The sequence below is a fragment of the Marinobacter aromaticivorans genome (assembly GCF_002806975.1).
Lineage (GTDB): Bacteria > Pseudomonadota > Gammaproteobacteria > Pseudomonadales > Oleiphilaceae > Marinobacter > Marinobacter aromaticivorans.
On sequence record NZ_NIHD01000011.1, the window covers coordinates 25,185 to 50,038 of the forward strand.

The following is a 24,854-nucleotide window of genomic DNA, read 5'->3' on the forward strand; positions in this document are numbered from 1 at the left end:
AGGCATGAAGGCCGGTCAGGAAAGGCGCCTCCCGCGGCGCCTTTTCTCGCTGCGTCGCATGACATACCAGGCGATAAACGCAATAACCGATACCGACAGAATGATCAGGGTCGCCAGCGCATTGATCTTTGGTGATACTCCCATGCGCACCGACGAAAACACCACCATTGGCAAGGTGGTGGCCCCCGGGCCGGATACGAAACTGGCAATCACCAGGTCATCCAGTGACAGCGTAAAAGCCAGTAACCAGCCGGATATCAGCGCCGGAGCAATCACCGGCAGGGTAATCACAAAAAATGTTTTCAGCGGCGTGCAGCCAAGATCCATGGCCGCTTCCTCAAGGGACCGATCCACCTCTTGCAATCGTGCGCTCACAACCACCGCCACATAGGCACTGCAGAAGGTGGTGTGGGCAAACCAGATGGTCACCATGCCACGATCCGCTGGCCAGCCGGTGAGTTCTGCCAGCTGAACAAACAGCAGCAAGAGAGACAAGCCAGTGATGACTTCCGGCATAACCAGAGGGGCGGTAATCATGCCAGACAGCAGAGTTCGCCCACGCATGCGTTTGAACCGGGTGATCACAAACGCACACAGGGTGCCCAGGCACACGGCCATACTGGCTGAATAGAAGGCGATTTTAAGACTCATCCACACGGCCGACAGTATCTGCTGGTCTTCAAACAGGGCGCTGTACCAGTGGGTGGAAAAACCGGCCCACACAGAGACCAGCCGGGATGCGTTGAACGAATACACGATCAGCACAAACATGGGCAGGTACAGAAACAGCAGGCCCAGAATCAGCATGATTTTTGAAAAGCTGATGCCACGAGCGTTAACCATTCTTCGACATCTCCCGGCTCTGGAAGCGGTGGAACAATATAATCGGCACCAACAGCAGTGCCAGCATGACAATGGCCAGAGCCGAGGCCACAGGCCAGTCGCGGTTGTTGAAGAACTCTTCCCACAAGACCTTACCGATCATCAGCGTATCCGGCCCACCCAACAGTTCAGGGATCACAAACTCGCCCACAGCAGGGATGAATACCAGCATGCAGCCCGCCAGAATGCCGGCCCTGGATAAAGGCAGGGTAATAGCCCAGAAAGTGGTAAGGCTGCGGCAGCCCAGGTCTGATGCGGCTTCCAGCAGGCGCAGGTCCAGCTTCACCAGGTTGGTAAAAATGGGCAGCACCATAAACGGCAGATAGGCATAGGTAATGCCCAGAATCACCGCAAAGTTGGTGTTCAGCATTTTCAGCGGTTCGTCGATCAGCCCCAGCCAGAGCAATAAGCTGTTCAGCAACCCCTGATTGCCGAGAATGCCCATCCAGGCGTAAACCCGAATCAGGAACGAGGTCCATGAGGGCAGCATAACCAGCAGCAAAAACACCAGTTGCCAGTGCTTTGGTGCCCGAGCCATGGCATAGGCCATGGGGTAGCCGATCAGCAGGCAGGCAACCGTAGCCATAAAGGCGGTTTTTACCGAGCCCCAATAAGCTGCTACGTACAGGCTGTCGGACAGCAGGAACAGGTAGTTACCGAAGTTCACCACCACCGACAGAGTGTTCTCGGCCACCCGGAACACCGGCTCGTAAGGCGGTATGGCCATAACAGCCGAGGTCAGGCTGATTTTCAGGATCAGCGCGAACGGCAGCAGAAAGAACAGCAACAGCCACACGAACGGAATGCCAAACAGCACCCGGCGGTGGAACAGCAAGGTACGCACCCGCGCCGTCAAAGGCGCAGGAACCGGATTCCCGTTCATGGCATTAATTCCAAAGCAGGATGGGGCTGGAGGCTTCCCAGGAAACGAACACACTGTCGCCCCAGGTTGGCCGTTCACCACGGCGCTCCACGTTCGCCATGGTGGCCTGCACACGTTTGCCGCTGGCCAGCTTCACGTAGTACGAGGTGATGTCGCCCAGGTACGCGATGTTCTCCACCGTACCCTGGCTCCAGTTGAACTCACCTTCGGGCTTGTCGGGCGTCAGGTAGATTTTCTCCGGGCGCAGGGCTATCAGCGTGTTGGTGTTTTCCGCCGGAGTGGTTACGCCGCGATCAATAAATACCTGTGCATCGAGAAGCCCACTGGATAACAGGATACTGTCGGAGTTGTCTTCCTCGATGCTGGCCTCAAAGATATTCACCGAGCCAATAAACTCTGCCGTCATGCGGCTGTTCGGGCTTTCGTAAATATCGATGGGTGAGCCCACCTGCGCAATCTGTCCAAAGGACATAATGGCAATGCGGCTGGCCATGGTCATGGCCTCTTCCTGATCGTGGGTCACCATCAGGCAAGTGGCGCCCACTTTTTCCAGAATATCCACCAGCTCAAGCTGCATTTCTGTGCGCAGCTTTTTATCCAGCGCACCCATAGGCTCATCCAGAAGCAGCAGTTTGGGGCGTTTTGCCAGTGAGCGAGCCAGTGCAACCCGCTGCTGTTGGCCACCGGAAAGCTGCTGGGGCCGACGCTTGGCGTAGGGCTCCATTTTTACCAGCTTGAGCATGGCCGCCACGCGATCGCGAATCTCGTCCTTTGGCAGCTTGTCCTGTTTCAGGCCCATGGCGATGTTCTGCTCCACGGTCATGTGCGGGAACAGTGCGTAGGACTGAAACATCATGTTGGTCGGGCGCAGATAGGGGGGCAGGGCGGTTATATCCTGACCGTCCAGTACGATGCGGCCGCCGTCTGGGGTCTCAAAGCCAGCCAGCATACGCAGCAGTGTGGACTTGCCAGAGCCGGAGCCGCCCAGAAGCGCGAATATCTCGCCCTTGTGGATGTCCAGGTTTACGTCATCCACCGCCAGTGTGCTGTCAAAGCTTTTTGATACGCCACGAATACTGAGTAACACCTCCGCTTTCGCGGAGGTGTTGATGCCGTTAACCACGCCCTTAACGCCCGGACTTCACACTGGTCCAGGTGCGGGTCATCAGGCGCTGAGTGTCCTGAGGCCGACCTTCCATGATGTAGAGCTTTTTCATCACATCATCCGTGGGGTAGATGCTGGTGTCGTTAAGGATTTCTGCATCCACAAATTCATCGGCTGCCTTGTTCGGGTTGGCGTACCACACATAGTTGGTCACCTCCGCGATGATTTCCGGCTGCATCAGAAAGTTGATCAGCTTGTGGGCATTCTCAACGTTCGGTGCGCCGGCAGGGATGGTCATCATATCGAACCACAACACCGCGCCCTCTTTGGGGATGGTGTAGCGGATTTCGTTACCGTTTTTGGCTTCCTCGGCACGGGCAGCCGCCTGCAGAATGTCGCCGGAATAGCCGGCAGCTACGCACAGGTCGCCATTAGCCAGATCGCCAATGTAGCGGGAGGAGTGGAAGTAGGTGATGTTCGGCCGCACGGCCTTGATCACGTCGCCACCCTTTTTGATGTCCTCGGCCTTGTTGCTGTTCGGGTCCAGGCCTGCGTAGGCCATGGCGGCCCGCACCATTTCTTCACCGGAATCCAGCATGGCAATGCCACAGCCGCCTTCGGCCAGTTTGGCCGTTACTTCCGGGTCAAACACCAGGGCCCAGGAATCGGTGGGGGCGGTGTCGCCCAGTATTTTCTGGATGCGGCCAGCGTTGTAGCCGTAGCCGTTGGTTCCCCACAGATAGGGGATGGAGAACTGGCTGCCCGGGTCCACTTTTTCCAGCTGGGCCATCAGGTCCGGGTTCAGGTTGACCATGTTGGGCAGTTTGGTGTGATCCAGTGCCACAAAGGCCTTGGCGGAGATCTGCTTGGCAACGTAGTGGTTGGAAGGCACCACCAGGTCGTAGCCGGAGCGGCCAGACAGCAGCGCGGCTTCCAGCACCTCGTTACTGTCGTAAACGTCGTAAACAACCTTTATGCCGGTTTCTTTGGTGAACTTCGCCAGGGTGTCCTCGGCGATGTAGTCGGACCAGTTATACACACGCACTTCTTCCGCCGCGATTGCGGAAGAGGCACACAGAGACAGAGCAACGGAGGCGGCCAGCGCCTGTGGCTTACACAACTTGAACATTGGATTACGTCCCTCACTGAAAAGGGATGGATACAAAGCGTGCAGGACGCACGCGGTGTTGTGCAGGTCTGCTGAGGGAAGGCCGCGGATGCGGCTCCTTTGAGGCTTGTCCTGGAAACGGTGGTCGAGCTGGCTGCTTAATGGACCGACCGTATTCGCGCGATATTTATCACGAGAATGCGGGGGGCGCTACAAAAATCTGACGAGGGTGTGCGGGGGTTATACGTATGAGGGTCTGGTGATTTCAGAGCAGGCCCCCACAGTGCCCGGCTAATAGCCCTGATTTGCGTGAATTTCCGTTGTGTCGTAAAGCGCAACACCCGTATCGGAAGCGTCGATCAACAAGCCGGTCCCGGCGCACCCCGGAATAACGGCCTCCGCCGATTAGTCCGATGGTTTTCATAATTCCTCCTCGTGTGCTTATTGCCAGCCAAAGCGCCTTATGTAGTAGCGCTTCATCAGCGATGTCAGCAAGGCATAGCTGAACAGGATTCCCAGAAGCCACACAAAATAAGGCCAGGGCAGTGGCTGTAACTTGAAATAGTCGGCCAGCGGGCCCATCGGCAGAAATATGCCTATGGCCATAATGATCAGTGTTGCAGATATCAGAGGCCAGGCGGCGCGGCTTTCAATGAACGCGATTTTGGGCGTGCGGATCATATGTACGATCAGTGTCTGCGTCAGCAGACCAACAACGAACCAGCCGGACTGGAACAGCGACTGATGTTCAGTGGCGTTGGCCTCGAACACGTACCACATGACGGCGAAGGTGACGACGTCGAGCACGGAGCTGATGGGGCCAAAAAACAGCATGAAACGACCTATGCCTTCAGGGTTCCATGCCAGTGGCTGGCTGACAAGCTCGGCATCCACAGTGTCGAAAGGGATGGCAATCTGCGAAATATCGTATAGCAGGTTCTGCACCAGTAAGTGCAGAGGCAACATCGGCAGAAAGGGAAGGAAGATACTGGCGATCAATACTGAAAAAACATTACCGAAGTTGGAGCTGGCCGCCATACGAATGTATTTCAGCATATTACTGAAGGTTTTTCGGCCTTCAATTACACCTTTTTCCAGCACCATCAGGCTGCGTTCCAGAAGAATGATGTCGGCTGCTTCCTTGGCGATGTCCACACCGCCATCCACCGAAATGCCAATGTCGGCTGCACGCAACGCAGGCGCATCGTTGATGCCGTCGCCCATAAAGCCAACGACGTGCCCATTATCCCGCAAGCAGCGAACGATGCGCTCCTTGTTCAGCGGCGAGAGTTTGGCAAAAATAGTGTTTTCCTCGACAGCGATTGCCAGTGCCGAGTCATCCAGGGCATCAACCTGCGTGCCTAGCAGCAACCCATCACTCTTCAGCCCCACCTGACGGCAGACTTCAGCCGTAACCAGTTCATTATCGCCAGTGAGCACCGTCACAACCACGCCGTGGGCCGCCAGTGCCTCAAGAGCAGGTGCTGTGGATTCCTTGGGTGGATCGAGAAACGCAACGTATCCGATCAACGTCAAATCGCATTCGTCCGCTTTTGAGTAGACAGTCTGATGCGGCGGGATTTCCTTCATGGCGACGGCTACCACCCTCAGACCTTCTTCGTTCAGTCTCTGGGTGATTTGCAGCAGACGCTGCCGTGCGTCCGCATCCAGCGGGTAGGTCTTGCCGTCATACCGCACCTGGGTGCATACACCGAACATCTCCTCCACTGCGCCTTTACAGATCAGCTCGTGGTGATGTTCACGCTCGGATACCACCACTGACATTCGGCGACGTTCAAAATCGAAGGGAATTTCATCAATCTTGCGGTAATGCTCGGCGAGGCGCATCTCGGTTTTCAGCTCCACATGCTCCAGCACCGCGCGGTCCAGCAGGTTCTTCAGCCCGGTCTGGAAATAGCTGTTGAGGTAGGCAAAGCCCAGCACCTCATCGGACGCACGACCGGACACATCGGTATGGCGTTCCAGCGCAATCTTGTCCTGTGTGAGCGTGCCGGTTTTGTCGGTGCACAGCAGGTTCATGGCACCGAAACTCTGAATCGCATCCAGGTGTTTCACAATCACCTTCTGCCGCGACAGGACCACCGCGCCGCGTGCCAATGTGGAGGTGACAATCATCGGCAGCATTTCCGGCGTAAGCCCGACCGCCACCGACAGTGCAAACAGGAACGCCTCGGGCCAGTCGCCCTTGGTAAAACCGTTGATGAGCAGCACCAGAGGTACCATCACCAGGGCGAAGCGAATCAGCAGCCAACTGACCTTATTTACGCCAACCTGAAATGCATTGGCATCGGCTTTACCGCTGGCACGGGTAACGCGGGTAGCCAGAGTGCCGAAATAGGTATCGTTGCCTGTGGCCAACACCAAGGCGCTGGCGGCACCTGAAATAATATTGGTGCCCATAAATGCCAGGTTGGCCATTTCCATCGCCGAACCCGATTCAGAGCCCGGGAGTGCAAACTTTTCCACGGGCAGCGACTCTCCGGTCAGGGCTGACTGGCCCACAAACAAATCTGTTGCCGTCATTATCCGACAGTCCGCCGGAATCATGTCGCCTGCCGATAGTGTGATGATGTCACCCGGAACCAATTGCTTGAAAGGAATCTCAACGATTTCGCTTGTTACAGCCGGTGCTGCGGGATCCTGTTCCGCAGCAGCCTGCTCAATGCGCCGGCGCACGCTTGCAGTATTGCTGACCTGCTCTTTGAGCGTCAGCGCTGCACGGTTTGAGCGGCGCTCCTGAAAAAAACGGATTAACGTGGCCAGCACCACCATTGTGCTGATTACAGCGGTCGCCGGCAGATCGTTGGTGAAATACGACACCAGCGCCAGAAGCGTCAGGAGCAGGTTGAACGGGTTGTTGTAACTCAGCCACAGATGCCGCCACCACGGCACTGGCCCTTCGTGCCCCAGCTCGTTCAGACCATATTGCTGGCGCAAGGCCTCTGCCTCTGAGTCGCTCAGGCCCTGAGTCGAGGTGCCGAAATGGGTGAGCAGATCCGGCAGATTGCTCCGGGCCTGGTCCACCAGTCGGCGGTTTAGCGTATCTGAGAGCCGCTCGCTGCGTTTGCTTCGTGACAGCGACTCAAGAATGGCTCGACGCCGAAACAGGTTGCTGTTTCGGCGTAGTTCCAAAAACCGGCCAAAATATTGTCTGAAGCTGTTCATGTTGTTTTGCCCGGCGCCTCGCTCTCTTGGTTATCACACTGATCATGTCAGCGGCGACGGAGTCCGGCAATAGCAACTAGCCTGCAAACATCTTCTTCGCAAGCGGCAGACCCTTTAAGCCGCTTACGGCAATGGTCGTCAGCAGGCCACCCAGCATGGCGCCTACTACGCCGCAGGTCATGATGTCCTGGCCGGTGAGGTATAGGCCGGGGATGCGGGTTTTGGGTTTCAGCCAGTCCAGTTCGAAGCGGTCAGGGGTATGGTCCAGACCGTAGATCTCCCCTTCGCTGTAGCGGCAGAAGTAGTCGGTGGAAAGGGGCGTGGACAGTTCGTAGTAATCCACCTTGCCTTCCAGATGCGGGAATTTTTCATACAGTTTCGCAAGCAGGCGCTGGGCGTATTCCTCTTTCTTGGCTTCGTAATCGTCACCGCGCTTGCCCCAGGGTTTGTCGGCCCATTCTTCATACCACTCAAACGGGCCGGGTGCCACGATCTCGATGGTGGCGCGGCCAGGGTAGCGCTCGGAAAAACTGGGGTCTTTGGCAGAAGGAAACGAAATATAGGTCAGCGGTATGTCGTTGGCCTCGGGGTCGTCCATGAAGTCCTGTATCTGCTTCTCGTAATTCGGGCCAGGGTAAATCCAGTAATTGGTTTTTGGCAGCCCCAGATTCTCGGCGGTATCCTGCAGGCCGATATACAGGCAGTTGCTGGCCATGGAGCGTTTAACGGTTTTCAGCTTGTCTTGATAGTAGCTCCATTCTGGCGCATCTTTGGGCAGCAGCTTGTTGAAGGTGTTGAACACGCCGGCGTTGCTGATAACCAGTGGTGAGCGTATCTCGGCGCCGTCGGCCATGCGGACACCTACAGCCTTGCCCTTCTCGATCAGAAGGCTGGTTACATCGGCGTATGTGAATACTTCACCGCCGCTTTGCTGAACCACCGGAATGATGGTCTTTGCCATTTCAGAAGCACCGCCAATCGGGTAGTAGCCACCGTGCAGGTAATGGCGCGCGATCAGCGAGTGAATAATGAAGCTGGACTGTGCCGGTGGCAGGCCGTTGTCGCCCCACTGGCCGGTAAGCACGGCGATCAGTTCCTGGTTACCGGTAATGCCCTCCAGCACCTCGCGGGTAGGTTTGTTGAGAAACTCCGGAGCCCGGCGCTTGGTGAGCATGCTCAGCGGGCCGGCAGCCAGATCTGGCAGAACCTTGCCCAGCACGATGCCCGGCATGGCCTTGGAAACCTGACGCAGGTAATCCATATAGGTGTCGATGGCTTTTTCCTCTTCCGGGAACGCTTTGATCAGTTCCGCCCGGAATGCATCGGGTCCGGCAACCAGATCCACGTGTTTGTCGCCCAGGAAAATACGGTCGTAATGTGCATCCATCGGTGCCCAATGCAGTTGGCCGTCGGTGATGTAATCGAACAACCGCCTGGCCATGGTGTGATCTGCACCCATGTCGCCAATATAGTGCACGCCTACATCCCACTCGTAGCCGTTCCGGTCGTAGCTGTGGGTGAAGCCGCCGGCGGTGTAGTGCTGTTCAAGAACCAGAACCTTTTTGCCCATTTTGCTCATGCAGGCAGCGGCAGTCAGGCCGCCGATGCCGGAGCCGATAATAATGGCATCGTAGGGACCGTTCAGGCGGTTTTCACGATAGCGTCTGCCAACGCGGATGGTGCTGGGTTTGGGGCTGCTCATGGGGTTAAGTCCTGTTGTGATTGTTGTTGCGCGTCAGATCGGTAGCCGCACAGTTTGCAGTAGTCAGGCAGGTTTTCAAAGGCAAAAAAAGCCCCGGGCTCAGCGATGAGTACCGGGGCTCGGAGATGGGAGGTGTGCAGGCTTTTTATTTCAGCCCCATTTCCTCAATGGAAATTTCCCGCATCTTGAACTTCTGGATCTTGCCGGTCACTGTCATCGGGAATTCATCCACGAATTTGTAGTTCCGGGGGATCTTGAAGTGGGCGATCTTGCCTTTGCAGAAGGCTATCAGGTCGTCGGCATCCACCGGGTCTGCATCGGGGCGCAGTTTTACCCAGGCAATCAGCTCTTCGCCATACTTTTCATCGGGAATACCGGTTACCTGAACTTCCTCAATGGAAGGGTGGGTGTAAAGGAATTCCTCCACCTCTTTCGGGTAGATGTTCTCACCGCCACGAATCACCATGTCCTTGATGCGACCAACAATCTGGATATAGCCTTCTTCGTCCATGGTGGCCAAGTCGCCTGTATGCATCCAGCCGGAGGCGTCGATGGCTTCCCGGGTTTTTTCTTCGTTGTTCCAGTACTTCAGCATCACGCTGTAGCCGCGGGTACACAGCTCGCCAATTTCGCCACGGGGCAGTACGTTACCGGTTCCCGGGTCAACGATTTTGGTTTCCAGGTGGGGCTGGGTCCGGCCCACGGTGGTTACCTGCTTTTCGAACGGATCGAGGGAACTGGTTTGCGTGGATACCGGGCTGGTTTCGGTCATGCCGTAGGCGATCTGAACTTCTTTCATGTTCATCTTGCCGTTGACCTTCTTCATCACCTCTGCCGGGCAGATGGAACCCGCCATGATGCCGGTGCGCAGGGTTGAGAGATCGTAGGATTCGAATTCCGGCTCGGCCAGTTCTGCGATGAACATGGTAGGCACACCATAGAGTGCGGTGGCCTTTTCCTGATGGACAGCCTGCAGAACCGCTTTGGGCTCAAAGCCCTCGCCCGGGTAAATCATGGTGGAGCCGTGGGTGATGCAGCCCAGGTTGCCCATGACCATGCCGAAGCAGTGGTAAAGGGGCACGGGAATAACCAGCCGGTCTTTCTCGGTCAGAAGCTGGCTTTCACCCACAAAGAATCCGTTGTTCAGGATGTTGTGATGGGTGAGGGTAGCGCCTTTGGGATTGCCGGTTGTGCCCGAGGTGAACTGGATGTTGATGGGGTCATCGAACTGAAGCTCGCCCTGCACCTTGTCCACTTCTTCCTGGCTGACTTTGCGGGCAAAGCCGGTAAATTCTTCCCAGCTCCACATGCCGGCGTGCTTTTCTGTATCCAGGTTGATCACCGCACGCAGATCGGAAAGCCGCTGGGACTTGATCTTGCCTGGAGTGCTGGCTTTCAGTTCAGGTGCCAGTTCATAAAGTGTTTTTCGGTAGTCAGAGGCTTTGAAGCTGTCTGCAGTTACCAGCACGCTGATGCCCGCCAGGTTCATGGCGTATTCCAGTTCGTGCATGCCATAGGCCGGGTTGATATTGACCAGAATGGCGCCCACTTTGGCGGTGGCAAACTGGGTAACCGTCCACTCGTAGCGGTTGGGTGCCCAGATGCCCACGCGGTCACCACGTTTGACGCCAATGGCGAGAAAAGCCCGTGCTGCTTCGTTGACCTTGGCAACGAACTCTTTGTAAGTCCAGCGAATGTCCTGATGCAGGCACACCAGGGCTTCGGTATCGGGATATTTATCAGCGGTGCGATCAAGCATTTCGCCGATGGTCATGCCCAGCAGTGGTGTTTCGGAGGTACCGCTGGTGTAGCTTGGAAGAGTCTGGTTCATTGTCTGCCTCCATTTGTTTTTGTCGTCGAGGTCTGGGATTTGTTGAGTCGGTTAACGGCTCTGGCTATGGTATTCCGGATTCGGGCGCATATCGCTTGCAATTGCGACCCGGTTGGACATGTTATAAAAACCGATCACATTGCTCAGATCCCAGATGCCGCGGTCACTAAAGCCCGCATCCCGCAGCGCCTGCACTTCCTCCTCTGCAACCGTTGCCGGTGAACGGGTGAGGTGGGAGGCGAAATCCAGCATGGCACGCTGGCGCTTATCAAGTTTTGCGGAGCGATAATTCATCACCAGGTGCTCGCCCAATACGGGGTCGCCGCTCAGAACACGCACAGCGGCGCCATGGGCTACCAGGCAGTAGAAACATTTGTTCTCGGAGGAAACCACCACCGCAACCATTTCCCGCTCCAGCTTGCTGAGCTCGCTTTCACCCATCATCAGTTCATTATAGAAGCGGGTAAAGCCATCCAGCTGTTTGAGGTTCTGGCTGAATGCCGTGAGAACGTTAGGGACCATCCCCAGCTTTTCCAGACAGATTTCGAAATATTTCCTGACGTCATCAGGAAGGTCTTTCATGTCCGGTACAGGAAGATCCAGGGCGACAACATCTTTGTTTTTGGTCATGTCAGATCCTCAGGATTTAAGAGCCTGGCCCACCTTTGAGCCGTTGTGTCGTTTGAGCTGGTTGCTGATCCACTCACCGGTAGCCACCAGTTTGTTGAGGTCCACGCCTGTGCTGATGCCCAGGCCATTGAGCATGTAGAGTACGTCTTCAGTGGCGACGTTCCCGGATGCGCCTTTTGCATAAGGGCAACCGCCAAGGCCAGCGACTGAAGCGTCGATAACTGCCACACCTTCTTCCAGCACCGCGTAGAGATTCGCCAGGGCCTGGCCGTAGGTGTCGTGAAAATGCGCGGCCAGGCGTTCAACAGGCACCTGTTTTGCCACCACCTCCAGCATACGCTTGGCTTTCAGTGGCGTGCCTTGACCAATGGTATCGCCCAGAGAAATTTCATAGCAGCCCATGTCGGCCAGGTCTTTGGCAACTTTTGCCACTTGCTCAGGCGCAATGTCACCCTCGTAGGGGCACGCCAGCACCGTGGAGACATAGCCGCGCACCGGAATGTTGTGTTTTTGTGCCGCTTCGATCACCGGGCGGAAACGTTCCAGGCTTTCAGCGATGGAACAGTTGATGTTCTTCTGGCTGAAGGATTCTGAAGCAGCCCCAAAAACAGCCACTTCATCCACGCCCGCCGCCAAAGCATTCTCGAAGCCTTTGAGGTTGGGAGTGAGCACAGAGTAACGCACGCCGGGCTTGCGTTTGATACCCGCCATCACCTCAGAGGCATCGCCCATTTGTGGCACCCACTTGGGCGAGACAAAGCTGGCGGATTCGATGTGCGTCAGGCCGCAATCCGCAAGCCGGTCGATCAGCCCGGTTTTGATGCCTGTGGCAATCACCGGGCCTGCCTCGTTTTGCAGGCCGTCCCGGGGGCTCATTTCTACCAGCCGCACCTGTTTGGGAAAGGTCATCAACCTGCCTCCTCTGTGTTTTCGTCTGCGACTTCAATGGCAATCAGTTCGGCGCCTTCAGATACCTGTTCGCCCTCGGAGAAGAATATCCCGGAGACAACACCATCGGCTGGCGCCTTGATGGCATGCTCCATTTTCATGGCCTCCATAATGACCAGCGTCTGCCCCGCAGTAACAGCGTCGCCGACCCTGGCCTGTACCGCCACGATAGCGCCATTCATGGGTGCGTTGAGACCGCCATCGGCCGCCATGTCTTCAGAGACATAATTTTCCCGGTACAGAGTGCACTGGAAGGTATCGCCTTCGTAGAAGAGGACCAGTCGGTCGTTGTGCAGGTTACCGTGAATGCTGATACGGTGGCCATTAATGACCGCCTGCAGGTAGTCGTCATCAAGTTTTACAGTGAGGCCGTACACGCTGCCATTCACAAACACCTGATAGTTATCATCACGCTCAAGAATCTTCAGTTCGTGGATATCATCTCCCACCTGCAACTGCAGGGGCTGGGCGTATTCCGAGTTCAGGCGCCAGCTGTTGCGGCGGCCGAACGGCGACCAGGGGTCTGTGCTGATGACTTCCGTGGATTTGCGTTCTTCCAGTACAAAGCCTGCGGCCAGAACCAGCGCTTTATGAATGTCCAGTTTTGATTTCGGGAATAGCAATTCGCGATGGCTGTCGATAAAGCCGGTGGTCAGGTCCGCTTCCCGGAAGGGTTGTGAATCAGCCAGCGCGTGCAGGAAACGAATGTTGGTTTTGACGCCAGCAATCCGGTAATGCTCCAGAGCCTGAACCATACGGTTGATGGCCTGATCACGGGTCTCGTCCCAAACGATCAGTTTGGCAATCATCGGGTCGTAGTGAATGCTGATGTCGTCGCCCTCGATCACGCCGGTGTCCACCCGCACATGGGCACTTTCGTCAGGCGTGTTCAGATAGCGCAGGTTACCGGTGGCGGGCAGGAAATCCTGATCCGGGTCCTCGGCGTAGATGCGGGCTTCCAGGGCATGGCCGCGGGTTTTAACCTGAGACTGCTCCAGCGGCAAAGGCTCACCCCAGGCCACTTTTAACTGCCATTCCACCAGATCCTGGCCGGTCACCATTTCCGTCACCGGGTGTTCTACCTGCAGGCGGGTGTTCATTTCCATGAAGAAGAACGAGCCGTCCACATCGTAAAGAAACTCCACGGTGCCGGCGCCCACGTAGTTGATGGCCTGGGCGGCTTTAACTGCGGCTTCACCCATGGCTTTGCGGGTTTCTTCACTCAGCCCCGGTGCCGGGGCCTCTTCCAGAACCTTCTGATGCCTGCGCTGGACCGAGCAGTCACGCTCTGCCAGATACACACCCTTGCCACTCTGATCGCAGAACACCTGAATCTCAACGTGGCGCGGCTGGGTGAGATAGCGTTCGATCAGCATATCCGGGTTGCCGAAGGCATTTTTGGCCTCGCGCCTGGCGGCGGCAAGGGCGTCGTCAAATTCGCCGATGTTTTCAACCACACGCATGCCTTTTCCCCCACCACCGGCGACGGCTTTCAGCAGCAGCGGGAAGCCGCATTTTTCAGCTTCGGCACGCAGGGTTTCCGGACTCTGGTCGTCGCCGTGGTATCCGGGCACCAGAGGTACGCCGGCTTTCTCCATGATGGCTTTGGCGGCCGATTTGGAGCCCATGGCTGCAATGGCGGAGGAGGGCGGCCCTATAAACACCAGGTTATTGGCCTCGCAGGCTTCGGCAAAATCCGTGTTCTCGGAAAGAAACCCGTAGCCCGGATGGATTGCCTGCGCGCCACTTTGTTTGGCGACTTCAATGATTTTCTCACCGCGCAGGTAGCTTTCGGAGCTTGGGGCGGGGCCAATGTGAAAGGCTTCGTCCGCCATGGCTACGTGGTGGGCATTGGCGTCTGCATCGGAATACACTGCGACGCAGCGGATACCCATGCGATGAGCAGTCTGGATGATCCGGCAGGCGATTTCACCGCGGTTGGCAATGAGGATTTTGCTGAACATATCAGTTGCTCTCCGGAATCCAGTTGGCGTGACGTTTGTTCAGGAAGGCACTCAGCCCTTCCTGGCCTTCTTCGCCTACGCGGATATCAGCGATACGGTGCGCGGTGTCATCAATTACGGCGCTGTCGATGGGCTTGTGGCTGACCGCAAACACCAGATCTTTGGCGGCTTGCATGGCTTTGGGACCATTCTTGGCAAGCTGTTGCAGCATTTCGTCGCAACGGGCATTCATGGCTTCAATATCGTCACAGACGATGTGCACCAGGCCGAACTGTTCGGCCTCCCGGGCGCTGAACACTTCCGCTGAAATAAAGAAGCGACGGGCCTGACGCTCGCCAATGGCACGGACAACGTAAGGGCTTATCACCGCTGGAATCAGCCCAAGCTTTACCTCGCTCAGGCAGAAGCTGGATTTCTCCGTGGCAATGACAATGTCGCAGCAGGCGGCAAGGCCAACAGCACCGCCGTAGGCCGCACCCTGCACCAGGCCGATAACCGGCTTTCTGAGATGATTCAGGCAGTCCATCAGGCGCGCAAGCTGGCGGGAATCCTCCAGATTCTCCTGCTGGCTGTTGTCTGCCATGCGGCGCATCCAGCCAAGGTCGGCACCGGCGGAGAAATGCTTGCCTTCGGAGCGCAGGATGACCACTCTGGTTTCAGTGTCGGCGTCGACTTCGGTGATGGCGCTGATCAGTTGCTGAATGATCACGTCATCAAAGGCGTTGCGCTTGTCCGGCCGGTTCAGCACAATTTCGGTCACGCCCCCGGCGCGTCGGTTGTGGAGAACTGCCGGTTCCTGTTCGGTCTGTTCAGGCTGAGTTTTGCTATCTGTCATGGTCAATCTCCCCGGTTACATCCGGAACACGCCGAAGCGCGTGGGCTTCGCGGGCCGGTTGAGGGTGGCAGAGAGGCTGAGGGCAACCACTTCCCGGGTCTGTGCCGGGTCGATGACACCGTCATCCCACAGGCGGGCACTGGCGTAGTAAGGGTGGCCCTGGTGCTCGTAGGTATCGGTAATCGGCTTTTTGAACGCGGCTTCTTCTTCGGCACTCCATTCCTGGCCTTTGCGCTCCATGCCTTCACGGCGAACCTGGGCCAGAACACCGGCAGCCTGTTCGCCACCCATGACGGAGATGCGGGCATTGGGCCACATCCACAGGAAGTCGGGGCTGTAGGCACGGCCACACATGCCGTAGTTGCCCGCACCATAACTGCCGCCGATCAGAACGGTAATCTTGGGGACGTTGGCGCAGGCCACGGCCATCACCATTTTGGCGCCGTGCTTGGCGATGCCTTCGGCTTCGTACTTCTGGCCGACCATGAAACCGGTGATGTTCTGCAGGAACAGCAGCGGGATATTGCGCTGGCAGCAGAGTTCAATGAAGTGTGCGCCCTTCTGGGCAGATTCGCTGAACAGGATGCCATTGTTGGCAATGATGCCCACGGGGTAGCCATGAATGTGGGCAAAGCCGGTGACCAGGGTCTGGCCATAGTAGCGCTTGAATTCATCAAACTCGGAGCCGTCGACGATGCGGGCAATGACGTCACGCGCGTCGAACTGTTTGCGCAGGTCGGTGCCCACAATGCCATATATTTCTTCAGTGTCGTATAACGGTGCCTTGGGCTTGCGGATTTCTACGTCAACCGGTTTGCGTCGGTTAAGGTTGGAGATGCAGCGCCGGGCGATTTCCAGGGCGTGGGCGTCGTTTTCAGCATAATGGTCGGCAACGCCGGAGATTTTGCAGTGTACGTCTGCGCCGCCCAGGTCTTCTGCGGTAACCACTTCGCCAGTGGCGGCTTTCACCAGTGGCGGGCCAGCCAGGAAGATGGTGCCCTGGTTGCGCACGATAATGGATTCGTCAGCCATGGCGGGCACATAGGCGCCACCGGCGGTACACAGGCCCATGACAACGGCGATCTGTGGAATGTCATCAGCGGACATGCGGGCCTGGTTGTAGAAGATGCGACCGAAATGGTCCCGGTCCGGGAAGACTTCGTCCTGCCGGGGCAGGTTGGCGCCGCCGGAGTCTACCAGGTAGATGCAGGGCAGGCGGTTTTCCAGGGCAATTTCCTGAGCCCGCAGGTGTTTTTTTACCGTAAGCGGGTAATAGGTGCCGCCTTTTACGGTGGCGTCGTTGGCGATGATCATGCACTCGGTGCCGGACACACGGCCTACGCCGGCGATCACACCCGCTGCGGGGACTTCTTCATCGTAGACGTTGTAGGCGGCAAACTGGCCGATTTCAAGAAACGGTGAGCCGTCATCGAGCAGGCGGTTGATGCGTTCCCTTGGCAGGAGTTTGCCGCGGGCGATGTGGCGTTCCTGGTAGGAGGGGCCACCGCCTTGCTGGATGGAAGCTACTTTTTCCCGCAGATCTGCGACGGCTTCTGCCATGGCGGCCTGTTTTGCCTGAAACTCTTCAGAGCGGGGGTTTATTTTGCTTTGCAGTATTGTCATGTTTCCGGGCCTCGAGGTTCGGGGCGTCGGGGCTGGCGGGGTGTTGCTCCGGGAACCGCTACGAGCACATCCATGTGCGCTTGTTTCCGGCCATCCCTGGCCTCCAGCATTCCCGGAGCAACACCCCGCCAGCCCCTCGTCTTACTTGGGTGCTGGCCGTCCAAAATTAATGCACTTTGGCGGATGTCTGGCTTGAAGCCACTGCTTAGTTATTCAGGAACAATTCCCGGCCAATCAGCATGCGGCGAATTTCGGAAGTGCCCGCACCGATCTCATAAAGCTTGGCGTCACGCAGCAATCGACCGGTGGGGTATTCGTTGATGTAGCCGTTACCCCCCAGCAGCTGGATGGCGTCCAACGCGAGTTTGGTGGCCATTTCGGCGGAATAAAGGATTGCACCGGCGGAGTCTTTGCGGGTGGTTTCGCCGCGATCAGCGGATTGCGCCACCATGTACACGTAGGATTTGGCGGTGTTCATGAAGGTGTACATGTCCGCTACCTTGCCCTGAACCAGTTCAAATTCGCCAATGGCCTGGCCGAACTGTTTGCGTTCGCGGATGTAAGGAACCACAACGTCCATGGCGGCCTGCATGATGCCCAGAGGGCCGCCGGAGAGGACCAGACGTTCGTAGTCGAGGCCGCTCATGAGTACTTTGGCGCCACCGCCCACCGTGCCGAGGACGTTTTCTTTCGGAACCTTGCAGTCTTCGAACACCAGTTCGCAGGTGTTGGAGCCGCGCATGCCGAGTTTGTCCAGTTTCTGGTGCCGGCTGAAGCCTTCGTAATCGCGCTCGACGATAAAGGCGGTGATGCCTTTTGAGCCGGCTTTTACGTCGGTTTTGGCGTAGATAACGTAAACGTGTGCGTCCGGGCCGTTGGTGATCCACATTTTGTTGCCGTTCAGCACGTAGTGGTCACCGGCGTCTCTGGCGCTGAGTTTCATGGAGACAACGTCGGAGCCGGCGTTGGGCTCAGACATGGCCAGCGCGCCGATGTGTTCGCCGCTGACAAGTTTGGGCAGATATTTCTGCTTTTGCTCTTCGGTTCCGTTCCGGTGTATCTGGTTTACGCAGAGGTTGGAGTGGGCACCATAGGACAGGCCAACCGAGGCGGATGCGCGGCTGATTTCTTCCACGGCAATCACATGTGCCAGATAACCCATGCCGGAGCCGCCATAGGCTTCATCCACAGTAATACCCAGCAGGCCCATGTCGCCGAATTTTTTCCACAGGTCCATCGGAAATTCGTTATTACGATCGATCTCTTCGGCACGGGGGGCTATTTCGGTGGCGGCGAAACTGTTGGTCTGCTCACGCAGCATGTCGAGGGTTTCGCCGAGGCCGAAATTGAGTTCTGAGTACTGTGATTTCATGTTTGATTGCCTTTTGTTCTGCCAGGTATGTGTTTCAAAACCGAATCCGGGCCTGTTGTCCGGTGATTTCAGTGTTGTTCTGTAATCTCGCTGGTTTCATCATTGGCCGGGGCTTGTTGTTTTTTCTTTTTCTGCAGTTCCGCAAGCGCTTCCCGGCAACGGGCTTCGGCGGTGTCGATTTCCATTTCTGCCATGGCTATGTCATTTTTCTGCTGTTCCATATGGGCGCGTTTTTTGCTCAATATGGTCAGCATTTTCAGTAGCTGTTTTTCGTTACCGGTCGGGGTTTCATCCCATAAATCGAAAAGCTCTTTTGTTTCGGCGAGCGAAAAACCCATGCGCTTGCCACGCAGGATCAGCTTCAGACGCACTTTGTCCTTGGTGCTGAAGATTCGCGTCTGCCCACGACGAGCCGGCTTCAGCAGGCCCTGATCCTCATAGAACCGGATGCTACGGGTTGTGACATCGAACTCGTTGGCGAGCTCGCTGATACTGAACGTTGGCTTTTCGATCATGGTGATATCCTCTTTAAGGCAAGGTTAGATAAAGTTTACGTAAACGTAAAGCAATTTTCAGCGGAAAGTTGCAGTCATTCCAGTGCAGAGAAAAGGATTAACCAGACACTTCATTGGGTTGCGGGGCGAGCCCGGTTCAGGCGAGTTTCAGGAAAGATCTTCCCTGAGTTTTCGTTTGAGCAGCTTGCCTGCAGTGTTCTTGGGCAATTGCTCCACAAAGTGTATGTGCTTAGGTACTTTGAAACTGGCCAGTTGTGCGCGAGCATGGCTGATCAGGGCGTCTGAATCTTCGGCGTAGCCTTCTTTGAGAACCACAACGGCGCAGATTGCTTCAATCCATTTCTCATCCGGCACACCGATAACGGCAACCTCCGCAACGGATTCATGCTGATAGAGCGCTTCTTCCACATCACGGCTGGCAACCAGAACACCGCCAGTGTTCACCACATCTTTAATGCGATCCACTATGTAAATATAGCCTTCGTCATCCTGGTATCCCAGATCACCGGAATGGAACCAGCCATCTTTGAATGCTTCTTCCGTTGCTTCGGGTTTGCGCCAGTAGCCCACCATTAGTTGCGGCGACCGATGCACCAGCTCTCCCTGTTCGCCGGGCTTGCAATCCTTGCCGGTCACCGGGTCTACAATGCGGGTCATAACAGTTTGCATGGGACGCCCGGCGGAGGATGGGCGTTCAGCGTGTTCTTCAGGTAGCAAAACGGTAGCCAAGGGCGCAATTTCGCTTTGACCATAGCAATTATAGAGGCCAGCGCCAGGCAGTTTCTCTGCGAGTTCTTTTACAACCTGGCCGGGCATGATGGAGGCTCCATAGTAGAGCTTGCTCATGTGTTGCAGCTTGTCCGGATTGAATTGTGGGTGATGCAACAGTGCTATCCAAACGGTTGGCGGCGCAAAAAAAGCGTTGAGCTGTTCGCTGGCCAGCAGCCCGAGAATCGCATCCGGTGTAGGTGTGTTGATCATTCGGCTATAACCGCCGGCCAGCAGCATGGGCATTGTGAACACATGCATCTGAGCAGAGTGGTAGAGCGGTAGCGCGGCCAGCGAGCGCTCCCTGGCGCGGATGTCCAGATGATACTGGCAGGCGCCATAGTGAGCCATCAGTGAGCGATGCGTGTGCATGGCGCCTTTGGGGTCCGAGGTGGTACCCGAGGTATAAAGGATCTGCACTACGTCTGTGTCAGAAAGTTCCAGCTCTGGCGCGTTATCATTACCCGGGCCGAGGGCAAATTTCAGTACATCGTTTGTATCTCCCCCATACAAGCTGCCGTAAATGGCAACCGCGGTTGTGTCCCGGACCGCATTGATCTGAGGTTGCAGGTCAATGTCATGAAACAGGGCTTTGCATCCAGACTGGGTCAGTGCGTAGGTGAGTTCGTTGCCAATCAGAGCATAGTTGATTGGTACATGAATCAATCCGGCTTTTGTGCAGGCGAGCCATAGCAGAAGGTAAGCGTCCGAGTTTTTGCCGTAGGCGCCGACTCTTTCTCCCTGTGTCAACCCAAGCTCGATAAGCCGGTGTGCCAGGCGGTTTGATGCTGCGTGAATTTCTGCGAAAGACCAGGTGCGGTCATCAAATGCCAGGGCGGTACGCTTGCCATGGGTGCTTGCCGAGCGCGCGATGGCATCGCCGATGGTGTTGCGCAGAGCCCGCTGAATACCTGCCGATACTGAAGAAGAAGCGGATGACCCGGAATTGTGCATGAATATACCCCTTATCGTGTTGTTATTTCATGGTTGCCAGCATTAACTCAAAGGAGCCCGGTCGGCGGGAATGATCAGTCAGGTCGAAAAAATTGACCCGATTGGCCAGCTTCGGGCACGCCCCGCGTACTGATTACCCGGACCACTGGGACGGGGACTTGCCCGTCCAGCGTTTAAAGGCACGGCAAAATGAGGCGGTTTCCGAGAAGCCGACCCGCTCGCTGACGTCTGCCACAGTGAGGTTTTCGGTGCTCATGAGTTTTATTGCATACTCCCTGCGTAATGAGGTTTTTATATTCCGTAAGGAAGTGCCTTCTTCCTGCAGCCTCCGCCCGATGCTTCTGGGTGTCATGTGCAGTATTTGCGCAAGTTCGTTCAGGTTTGGCATATCTTGAAGGCTTTGACGCGCCAACATCGCACGGATACGGTTACGAAGGCTGTCATCGTGATCCGGTCGGTGCAGGATAAAGGCTGGCGCCTCCTTCAGGAATACCTCCAGCTCGCTTTCACTTCGGGTAATCGGAAGTTGCAGGTATTTCTCATGAAGATAGAAGCCGCAAACCGTTTCATCAAACCGTAATTCAGTGGGAAACATGGCCCGGTACTCCGCAACGTGAGGCGGCGCGGGATAGTTGAAAAGTGTTGTTGCAAACGGAATCTGTTGATCCACCAGCCAGCACGCGAACCTTTGCCACATAAGAAGCAGGAATTCCTGCAGCATATGATCAGTATCCCGGCTGCTATCCTTAAGGCTCAGGCAAAAAAACACCAACCGCTTACTGTCACTTTTATCGAAGCCGATATTCAGGTTGTTGCAGGCTATGTTGTAGACTCGGGCACTTTTCCGCAGCACCGCTCCGAGCGAGGCAGAACCCAGGCAGTAATCGGCCATCAGCGCAAAGGTGCCGTTTTTACAACGGTCCGTGGACAGGCCCATGAATTCATCACGGGTTGCCCGCCAGACACTTTTTATCAGCCGGGTCAGTTGTTTTTCAGTAATCAATTGCCCGGGTTTGTTCAGCCATTCAGGGGGTATTCCGGCGCCTGCGAGCAGGTCGTTGCGGTCAAATCCTTGTTGCTCGGCACCGCGAACTGAGGCCAGAAGGTAGTGGTTTGCAATGTGAGCTTTGGGTTTCAGGTCAGGCATATCGCAATTGGTTCAGGTGCGTAATGTGTCAAATTTTTCGGCTAGTACGGCCATTCCCCGGGGACAGAATAACCCTTTAAATGACTGGCTGCCTGACTAATCAGATAAACGCGGAGTTATGTATGCCCGAACGCGCAGAAGATACAGAGTTATTTCACAACATGATCAACCGGGTGCTTGATAAGGAAGTTGCTCCTTTCTATGACCAGTGGGAGGAAGAGGCGGCTATTCCGCGATCTGTCTGGAATACCCTGGGGCAGGCGGGCATGCTGGGAATTGATATGCCAGAGGAATATGGCGGAGCGGCGGCCAGCTTTGAAATTTCGCAGTTGGCCATATCGGAAATTGCCCGCAAGGGCTTCGGTGGCCTGGCGGGTGGGTATAATATCCACGCTAACATCGTTATGCCGTATATCCTGCATCTGGGTACCGAAGCCCAGAAGCAGCAGTATATTCCGAAAATGATCAGCGGCGATATGCTCAGTGCCATTGCCATGACAGAGCCTGGTGCGGGCAGTGACCTGGCGTCAATGCGCACCACGGCGCAGCGCACAGACAAAGGTTATGTGATCAACGGCGCCAAGGTGTTTATCACCAATGGCTTGCAGGCCGAACTGGTGATTGTCTGTGCCAAAACGGATCCCGGCGCTGGCGCAAAAGGTGTGTCCCTGTTCCTGGTGGATACCAGCCTGCCCGGTTTTTCCCGGGGCAAAGGTATTCGCAAGATCGGCCAGCACGCCAGTGATACTGCTGAGCTTTTTTTCACGGATCTTCTGGTACCTCACGCGGCACTGCTTGGCGAGGAGGGAAAGGGGTTCGCCTACCTGATGCAGGAACTGCCCCGTGAGCGACTTGGTGTGGGAGCACAGGCTGTAGGTGCAACGGAGGGGGTGCTTGCGCTTACTCTGGATTATGTGCAGCAACGCCAGGCATTTGGCCAGCGAATCGCTGATTTTCAGAACACCCGCTTCAAGCTGGCAGAGGCCCGCGCACGGCTTGAGGTTTCAAAAGCTTATCTGAACCAGTGCATCGCTGATTATCTGAACGGTGAGATGGGGCCAACGGAGGCAGCGATTCTCAAGCTGATGCTCACGGAAATGCAATGCGATATAGCCAGCGAGTGCCTGCAATTGTTCGGTGGTTACGGCTATACCCTGGAGTATCCTGTATCACGCTTTTTTGTGGATGCCCGGGTACAGACAATCTATGCCGGCACATCCGAAATCATGAAAGAAGTGATTGCCCGCTCCATGCTGGGCAAATAGATTATCCGTTCTCCGGATTTTTCACCATCTGTACTGAAAGGAATTAATGATGAAACTGACCGATGTAGTAATTCTCGACGGCGCCCGCACAGCCATTGGCAGCTTTGGCGGCAGCCTGAGTTCGTTGAGCCCGGCGGAGCTGGGTACCTGTGCGGCGAAGGAAGCGATCAGTCGTTCCGGTGTCCCGGCTGAAGACATCGATCATTCCGTGTTTGGCCACATTATCCCCACCGGCCCGGCGGATGCTTACGTAGCCCGCCACATTGGCCTGAATTCCGGCCTCCGGAAAGGTTCTGCGGCATTCAACGTGAACCGTCTCTGTGGATCCGGAGTGCAGTCGGTGATCAGTGCCGCCCAGATGATTGTGATGGGTGACAGCCGGATTGCGCTGGCCGGTGGTGCTGAAAGCATGAGTCAGGGCGCCTATGTTTTGCCTAACGTCCGTAAAGGCTTGCGGATGGGCGACGGCAAAGCCGTTGATATGACCATCGGAACTCTCAGTGACCCCTTTGGCAGTGGTCACATGGGCATGACGGCTGAACGCATTGCCGAAAAACATGGCCTGACCCGTGAAGACCTGGATACCTTCTCGGCCGAAAGCCACCGCCGGGCCAGCCAGGCCATTGAGAAGGGTTACTTTAAAGACCAGATTGTGCCCGTCACCGTAAAGCAGGGGCGCAATGAGTTCACCTTCGAGCAGGATGAACACGTACGCGCTGGAACCACGGTGGAGAGCCTTGCAGGCCTGAAACCTGCCTTTACCAAGGATGGCATCGTCACGCCGGGTAACGCCTCCGGTATCAACGACGGTGCTGCGGCCATGGTGCTCACCAGTGCTTCAGAAGCTGAAAAGCGCGGTCTCAAAGCCCGTGCACGTATCGTGGGTTACGCCTTTGCCGGGGTAGATCCCAGTGTCATGGGCCTGGGCCCGATCCCGGCTGTGCGCAGGGTTCTGGAGCAGACGGGCCTGAGTGTGTCAGATCTGGATGTGATTGAATCCAATGAGGCCTTTGCCGCCCAGGCCCTTGCCGTCAGCAGGGAGCTTGGTTTGCCCGCAGAAAAGGTGAACCCTAACGGCGGCGCTGTTGCCCTTGGCCATCCGGTGGGTGCGACCGGCTCCATTCTCATCATCAAAACCCTGGCGGAGCTGGAGCGCACGGGCGGGCGTTACGGCTTGATTACCATGTGTATTGGTGGTGGTCAGGGGATAGCGCTGATTGTTGAAAGCAACAGCTGATTTCACAGACGGATTTATTTTCCGGGCTGAATTGGTTAAAGTTTACGTTAACGTAAAGATTGACGGGTTTCCAATTCAGCCAACACATTTAGTGTGAGGGACAAAGCGATGGAATTCAAAGGCATACCAGCTATTGTTACCGGCGGCGCCTCCGGGCTTGGCGAAGGCGCAGCGCGGGCGCTGGCGGCCTCCGGCTGTAAAGTTGCCATTCTTGATCTGCAAAAAGAGCAGGGCGAAAAGGTTGCGGCAGATATCGGCGGTATTTTCATACATTGTGATGTGAGCTCTGCTGAAAGTGCGGAAGCAGCACTGGCTGAGGCCCGTGAAGCGCATGGGTTGTGCGGCATTGCAGTCAACTGCGCCGGCATTGGGCCTGCAGCCAGAATCCTGGGCCGCGACGGTGTTATACCGCTGGAGAGCTTCAGCAAGGTGATTCAGATTAACCTCATTGGCACCTTCAACATTCTGCGGCTTGCGGCTGCTGATATGGCTCAGCGTGAACCTAATGCTGACGGCGAGCGCGGCGTGATCATCAACACGGCGTCGGTCGCTGCCTATGAAGGACAGATCGGGCAGGCAGCCTACAGTGCCTCCAAGGGTGGGGTGGTTGCGCTGACTATTCAGTCGGCCCGTGAACTGGCCCGTGAGGGCATTCGCGTGAATACCATAGCCCCCGGCCTGTTCATGACACCCATGATGTCGGGTATGCCGCAGGAAGTGCAGGACAGCCTGGCAGCAACACTGCCGTTCCCCAAACGCCTGGGCAAGCCCGAGGAGTTTGGCCTGATGGTGGATCAGATGGTGCGCAACCCGATCCTGAACGGTGAAACTGTCCGGCTTGACTGTGCCCTGCGTATGGCCCCCAAATGAATCCGATGACAGGCAGGAGAGTACCATGG

19 protein-coding genes are annotated in these 24,854 nt (G+C 56.3%); 3 read left to right on the forward strand and 16 right to left on the reverse strand.

Annotation, left to right across the window (positions count from 1 at the left end; genetic code table 11):
• Window positions 1-15: 15 nt before the first annotated feature.
• The 16 genes from CDH48_RS14940 to CDH48_RS15020 form a co-directional block, all read right to left on the reverse strand.
• Window positions 16-843, reverse strand: coding sequence for an ABC transporter permease subunit (locus CDH48_RS14940; protein ID WP_100689544.1), 828 nt, complete (start codon window positions 841-843; stop codon window positions 16-18).
• Window positions 836-1,765 carry an ABC transporter permease subunit gene (locus CDH48_RS14945; RefSeq protein WP_100689545.1) on the reverse strand — a complete coding sequence of 310 codons (930 nt, stop codon included), beginning with the start codon at window positions 1,763-1,765 and terminating at the stop codon, window positions 836-838. Before CDH48_RS14945 ends, CDH48_RS14940 begins: the two co-directional genes overlap by 8 nt.
• A 4-nt stretch (window positions 1,766-1,769) precedes the next feature.
• Window positions 1,770-2,888 carry a polyamine ABC transporter ATP-binding protein gene (gene potA / locus CDH48_RS14950; RefSeq protein ID WP_100689546.1) on the reverse strand — a complete coding sequence of 373 codons (1,119 nt, stop codon included), beginning with the start codon at window positions 2,886-2,888 and terminating at the stop codon, window positions 1,770-1,772.
• 4 nt (window positions 2,889-2,892) lie between these two features.
• Complete coding sequence (locus CDH48_RS14955; protein ID WP_100689547.1) at window positions 2,893-3,999, reverse strand: polyamine ABC transporter substrate-binding protein; 1,107 nt, start codon at window positions 3,997-3,999, stop codon at window positions 2,893-2,895.
• A gap of 420 nt (window positions 4,000-4,419) precedes the next feature.
• Window positions 4,420-7,164: a magnesium-translocating P-type ATPase gene (gene mgtA, locus CDH48_RS14965; protein WP_100689548.1), complete on the reverse strand. Its 2,745-nt coding sequence runs from the start codon at window positions 7,162-7,164 to the stop codon at window positions 4,420-4,422.
• A 76-nt stretch (window positions 7,165-7,240) separates the two neighbouring features.
• Window positions 7,241-8,866, reverse strand: a complete 1,626-nt coding sequence (locus CDH48_RS14970; protein WP_100689549.1) for a phytoene desaturase family protein — start codon at window positions 8,864-8,866, stop codon at window positions 7,241-7,243.
• A gap of 145 nt (window positions 8,867-9,011) precedes the next feature.
• A complete protein-coding gene (locus CDH48_RS14975; RefSeq protein WP_100689550.1) occupies window positions 9,012-10,697 on the reverse strand; it encodes an AMP-binding protein in 1,686 nt (561 codons plus the stop codon).
• Window positions 10,698-10,748: 51 nt separating this feature from the next.
• Window positions 10,749-11,327, reverse strand: coding sequence for a peroxidase-related enzyme (locus CDH48_RS14980; protein WP_100689551.1), 579 nt, complete (start codon window positions 11,325-11,327; stop codon window positions 10,749-10,751).
• A gap of 9 nt (window positions 11,328-11,336) precedes the next feature.
• On the reverse strand, window positions 11,337-12,236 hold the full coding sequence (locus CDH48_RS14985; protein ID WP_100689552.1) for a hydroxymethylglutaryl-CoA lyase: 900 nt from the start codon (window positions 12,234-12,236) through the stop codon (window positions 11,337-11,339).
• Entirely contained in the window at window positions 12,236-14,239 is a 2,004-nt protein-coding gene (locus CDH48_RS14990; RefSeq protein ID WP_100689553.1) for an acetyl/propionyl/methylcrotonyl-CoA carboxylase subunit alpha, read from the reverse strand. The genes CDH48_RS14985 and CDH48_RS14990 overlap by 1 nt, the downstream gene beginning before the upstream one ends.
• Before the next feature lies 1 nt (window position 14,240).
• Window positions 14,241-15,074 carry an enoyl-CoA hydratase/isomerase family protein gene (locus CDH48_RS14995; protein WP_100689554.1) on the reverse strand — a complete coding sequence of 278 codons (834 nt, stop codon included), beginning with the start codon at window positions 15,072-15,074 and terminating at the stop codon, window positions 14,241-14,243.
• A 15-nt stretch (window positions 15,075-15,089) separates the two neighbouring features.
• Window positions 15,090-16,697 carry a carboxyl transferase domain-containing protein gene (locus CDH48_RS15000; RefSeq protein WP_100689555.1) on the reverse strand — a complete coding sequence of 536 codons (1,608 nt, stop codon included), beginning with the start codon at window positions 16,695-16,697 and terminating at the stop codon, window positions 15,090-15,092.
• 205 nt (window positions 16,698-16,902) lie between these two features.
• Window positions 16,903-18,069, reverse strand: coding sequence for an isovaleryl-CoA dehydrogenase (locus tag CDH48_RS15005; RefSeq protein WP_100689556.1), 1,167 nt, complete (start codon window positions 18,067-18,069; stop codon window positions 16,903-16,905).
• 68 nt (window positions 18,070-18,137) lie between these two features.
• Window positions 18,138-18,584, reverse strand: a complete 447-nt coding sequence (locus tag CDH48_RS15010) for a MerR family transcriptional regulator (RefSeq protein ID WP_100689557.1) — start codon at window positions 18,582-18,584, stop codon at window positions 18,138-18,140.
• A 147-nt stretch (window positions 18,585-18,731) separates the two neighbouring features.
• Window positions 18,732-20,306, reverse strand: a complete 1,575-nt coding sequence (locus tag CDH48_RS15015) for a fatty acyl-CoA synthetase (protein WP_100689558.1) — start codon at window positions 20,304-20,306, stop codon at window positions 18,732-18,734.
• Window positions 20,307-20,439: 133 nt separating this feature from the next.
• Window positions 20,440-21,453 carry an AraC family transcriptional regulator gene (locus CDH48_RS15020; RefSeq protein WP_100689559.1) on the reverse strand — a complete coding sequence of 338 codons (1,014 nt, stop codon included), beginning with the start codon at window positions 21,451-21,453 and terminating at the stop codon, window positions 20,440-20,442.
• A 122-nt stretch (window positions 21,454-21,575) separates the two neighbouring features.
• Between CDH48_RS15020 and CDH48_RS15025 the strand changes: the two genes are divergently transcribed.
• The 3 genes from CDH48_RS15025 (at window position 21,576) to CDH48_RS15035 (ending at window position 24,825) form a co-directional block, all read left to right on the forward strand.
• A complete protein-coding gene (locus tag CDH48_RS15025; RefSeq protein ID WP_100689560.1) occupies window positions 21,576-22,718 on the forward strand; it encodes an acyl-CoA dehydrogenase family protein in 1,143 nt (380 codons plus the stop codon).
• Between the two features lie 49 nt (window positions 22,719-22,767).
• Window positions 22,768-23,955, forward strand: a complete 1,188-nt coding sequence (gene bktB, locus CDH48_RS15030; RefSeq protein WP_100689561.1) for a beta-ketothiolase BktB — start codon at window positions 22,768-22,770, stop codon at window positions 23,953-23,955.
• 108 nt (window positions 23,956-24,063) lie between these two features.
• Window positions 24,064-24,825 (forward strand): SDR family NAD(P)-dependent oxidoreductase, encoded by a 762-nt coding sequence (locus tag CDH48_RS15035; protein ID WP_100689562.1) that lies wholly within the window; start codon window positions 24,064-24,066, stop codon window positions 24,823-24,825.
• The last annotated feature ends 29 nt before the right edge of the window (window positions 24,826-24,854 follow it).

Bases quoted from the DNA above. Each gene is read 5' to 3' on its own strand.
- CDH48_RS15010 (WP_100689557.1), bottom strand. From the start codon at position 18,584: ATGATCGAAAAGCCAACGTTCAGTATCAGCGAGCTCGCCAACGAGTTC.
- CDH48_RS14990 (WP_100689553.1), bottom strand. From the start codon at position 14,239: ATGTTCAGCAAAATCCTCATTGCCAACCGCGGTGAAATCGCCTGCCGG.
- CDH48_RS15035 (WP_100689562.1), top strand. From the start codon at position 24,064: ATGGAATTCAAAGGCATACCAGCTATTGTTACCGGCGGCGCCTCCGGG.
- CDH48_RS14970 (WP_100689549.1), bottom strand. From the start codon at position 8,866: ATGAGCAGCCCCAAACCCAGCACCATCCGCGTTGGCAGACGCTATCGT.
- CDH48_RS14985 (WP_100689552.1), bottom strand. From the start codon at position 12,236: ATGACCTTTCCCAAACAGGTGCGGCTGGTAGAAATGAGCCCCCGGGAC.
- CDH48_RS14975 (WP_100689550.1), bottom strand. From the start codon at position 10,697: ATGAACCAGACTCTTCCAAGCTACACCAGCGGTACCTCCGAAACACCA.
- mgtA (WP_100689548.1), bottom strand. From the start codon at position 7,164: ATGAACAGCTTCAGACAATATTTTGGCCGGTTTTTGGAACTACGCCGA.
- CDH48_RS14980 (WP_100689551.1), bottom strand. From the start codon at position 11,327: ATGACCAAAAACAAAGATGTTGTCGCCCTGGATCTTCCTGTACCGGAC.
- CDH48_RS15025 (WP_100689560.1), top strand. From the start codon at position 21,576: ATGCCCGAACGCGCAGAAGATACAGAGTTATTTCACAACATGATCAAC.
- CDH48_RS14955 (WP_100689547.1), bottom strand. From the start codon at position 3,999: ATGTTCAAGTTGTGTAAGCCACAGGCGCTGGCCGCCTCCGTTGCTCTG.
- CDH48_RS14945 (WP_100689545.1), bottom strand. From the start codon at position 1,765: ATGAACGGGAATCCGGTTCCTGCGCCTTTGACGGCGCGGGTGCGTACC.
- CDH48_RS15015 (WP_100689558.1), bottom strand. From the start codon at position 20,306: ATGCACAATTCCGGGTCATCCGCTTCTTCTTCAGTATCGGCAGGTATT.
- CDH48_RS15020 (WP_100689559.1), bottom strand. From the start codon at position 21,453: ATGCCTGACCTGAAACCCAAAGCTCACATTGCAAACCACTACCTTCTG.
- CDH48_RS15005 (WP_100689556.1), bottom strand. From the start codon at position 18,069: ATGAAATCACAGTACTCAGAACTCAATTTCGGCCTCGGCGAAACCCTC.
- CDH48_RS15000 (WP_100689555.1), bottom strand. From the start codon at position 16,697: ATGACAATACTGCAAAGCAAAATAAACCCCCGCTCTGAAGAGTTTCAG.
- CDH48_RS14995 (WP_100689554.1), bottom strand. From the start codon at position 15,074: ATGACAGATAGCAAAACTCAGCCTGAACAGACCGAACAGGAACCGGCA.
- bktB (WP_100689561.1), top strand. From the start codon at position 22,768: ATGAAACTGACCGATGTAGTAATTCTCGACGGCGCCCGCACAGCCATT.
- CDH48_RS14940 (WP_100689544.1), bottom strand. From the start codon at position 843: ATGGTTAACGCTCGTGGCATCAGCTTTTCAAAAATCATGCTGATTCTG.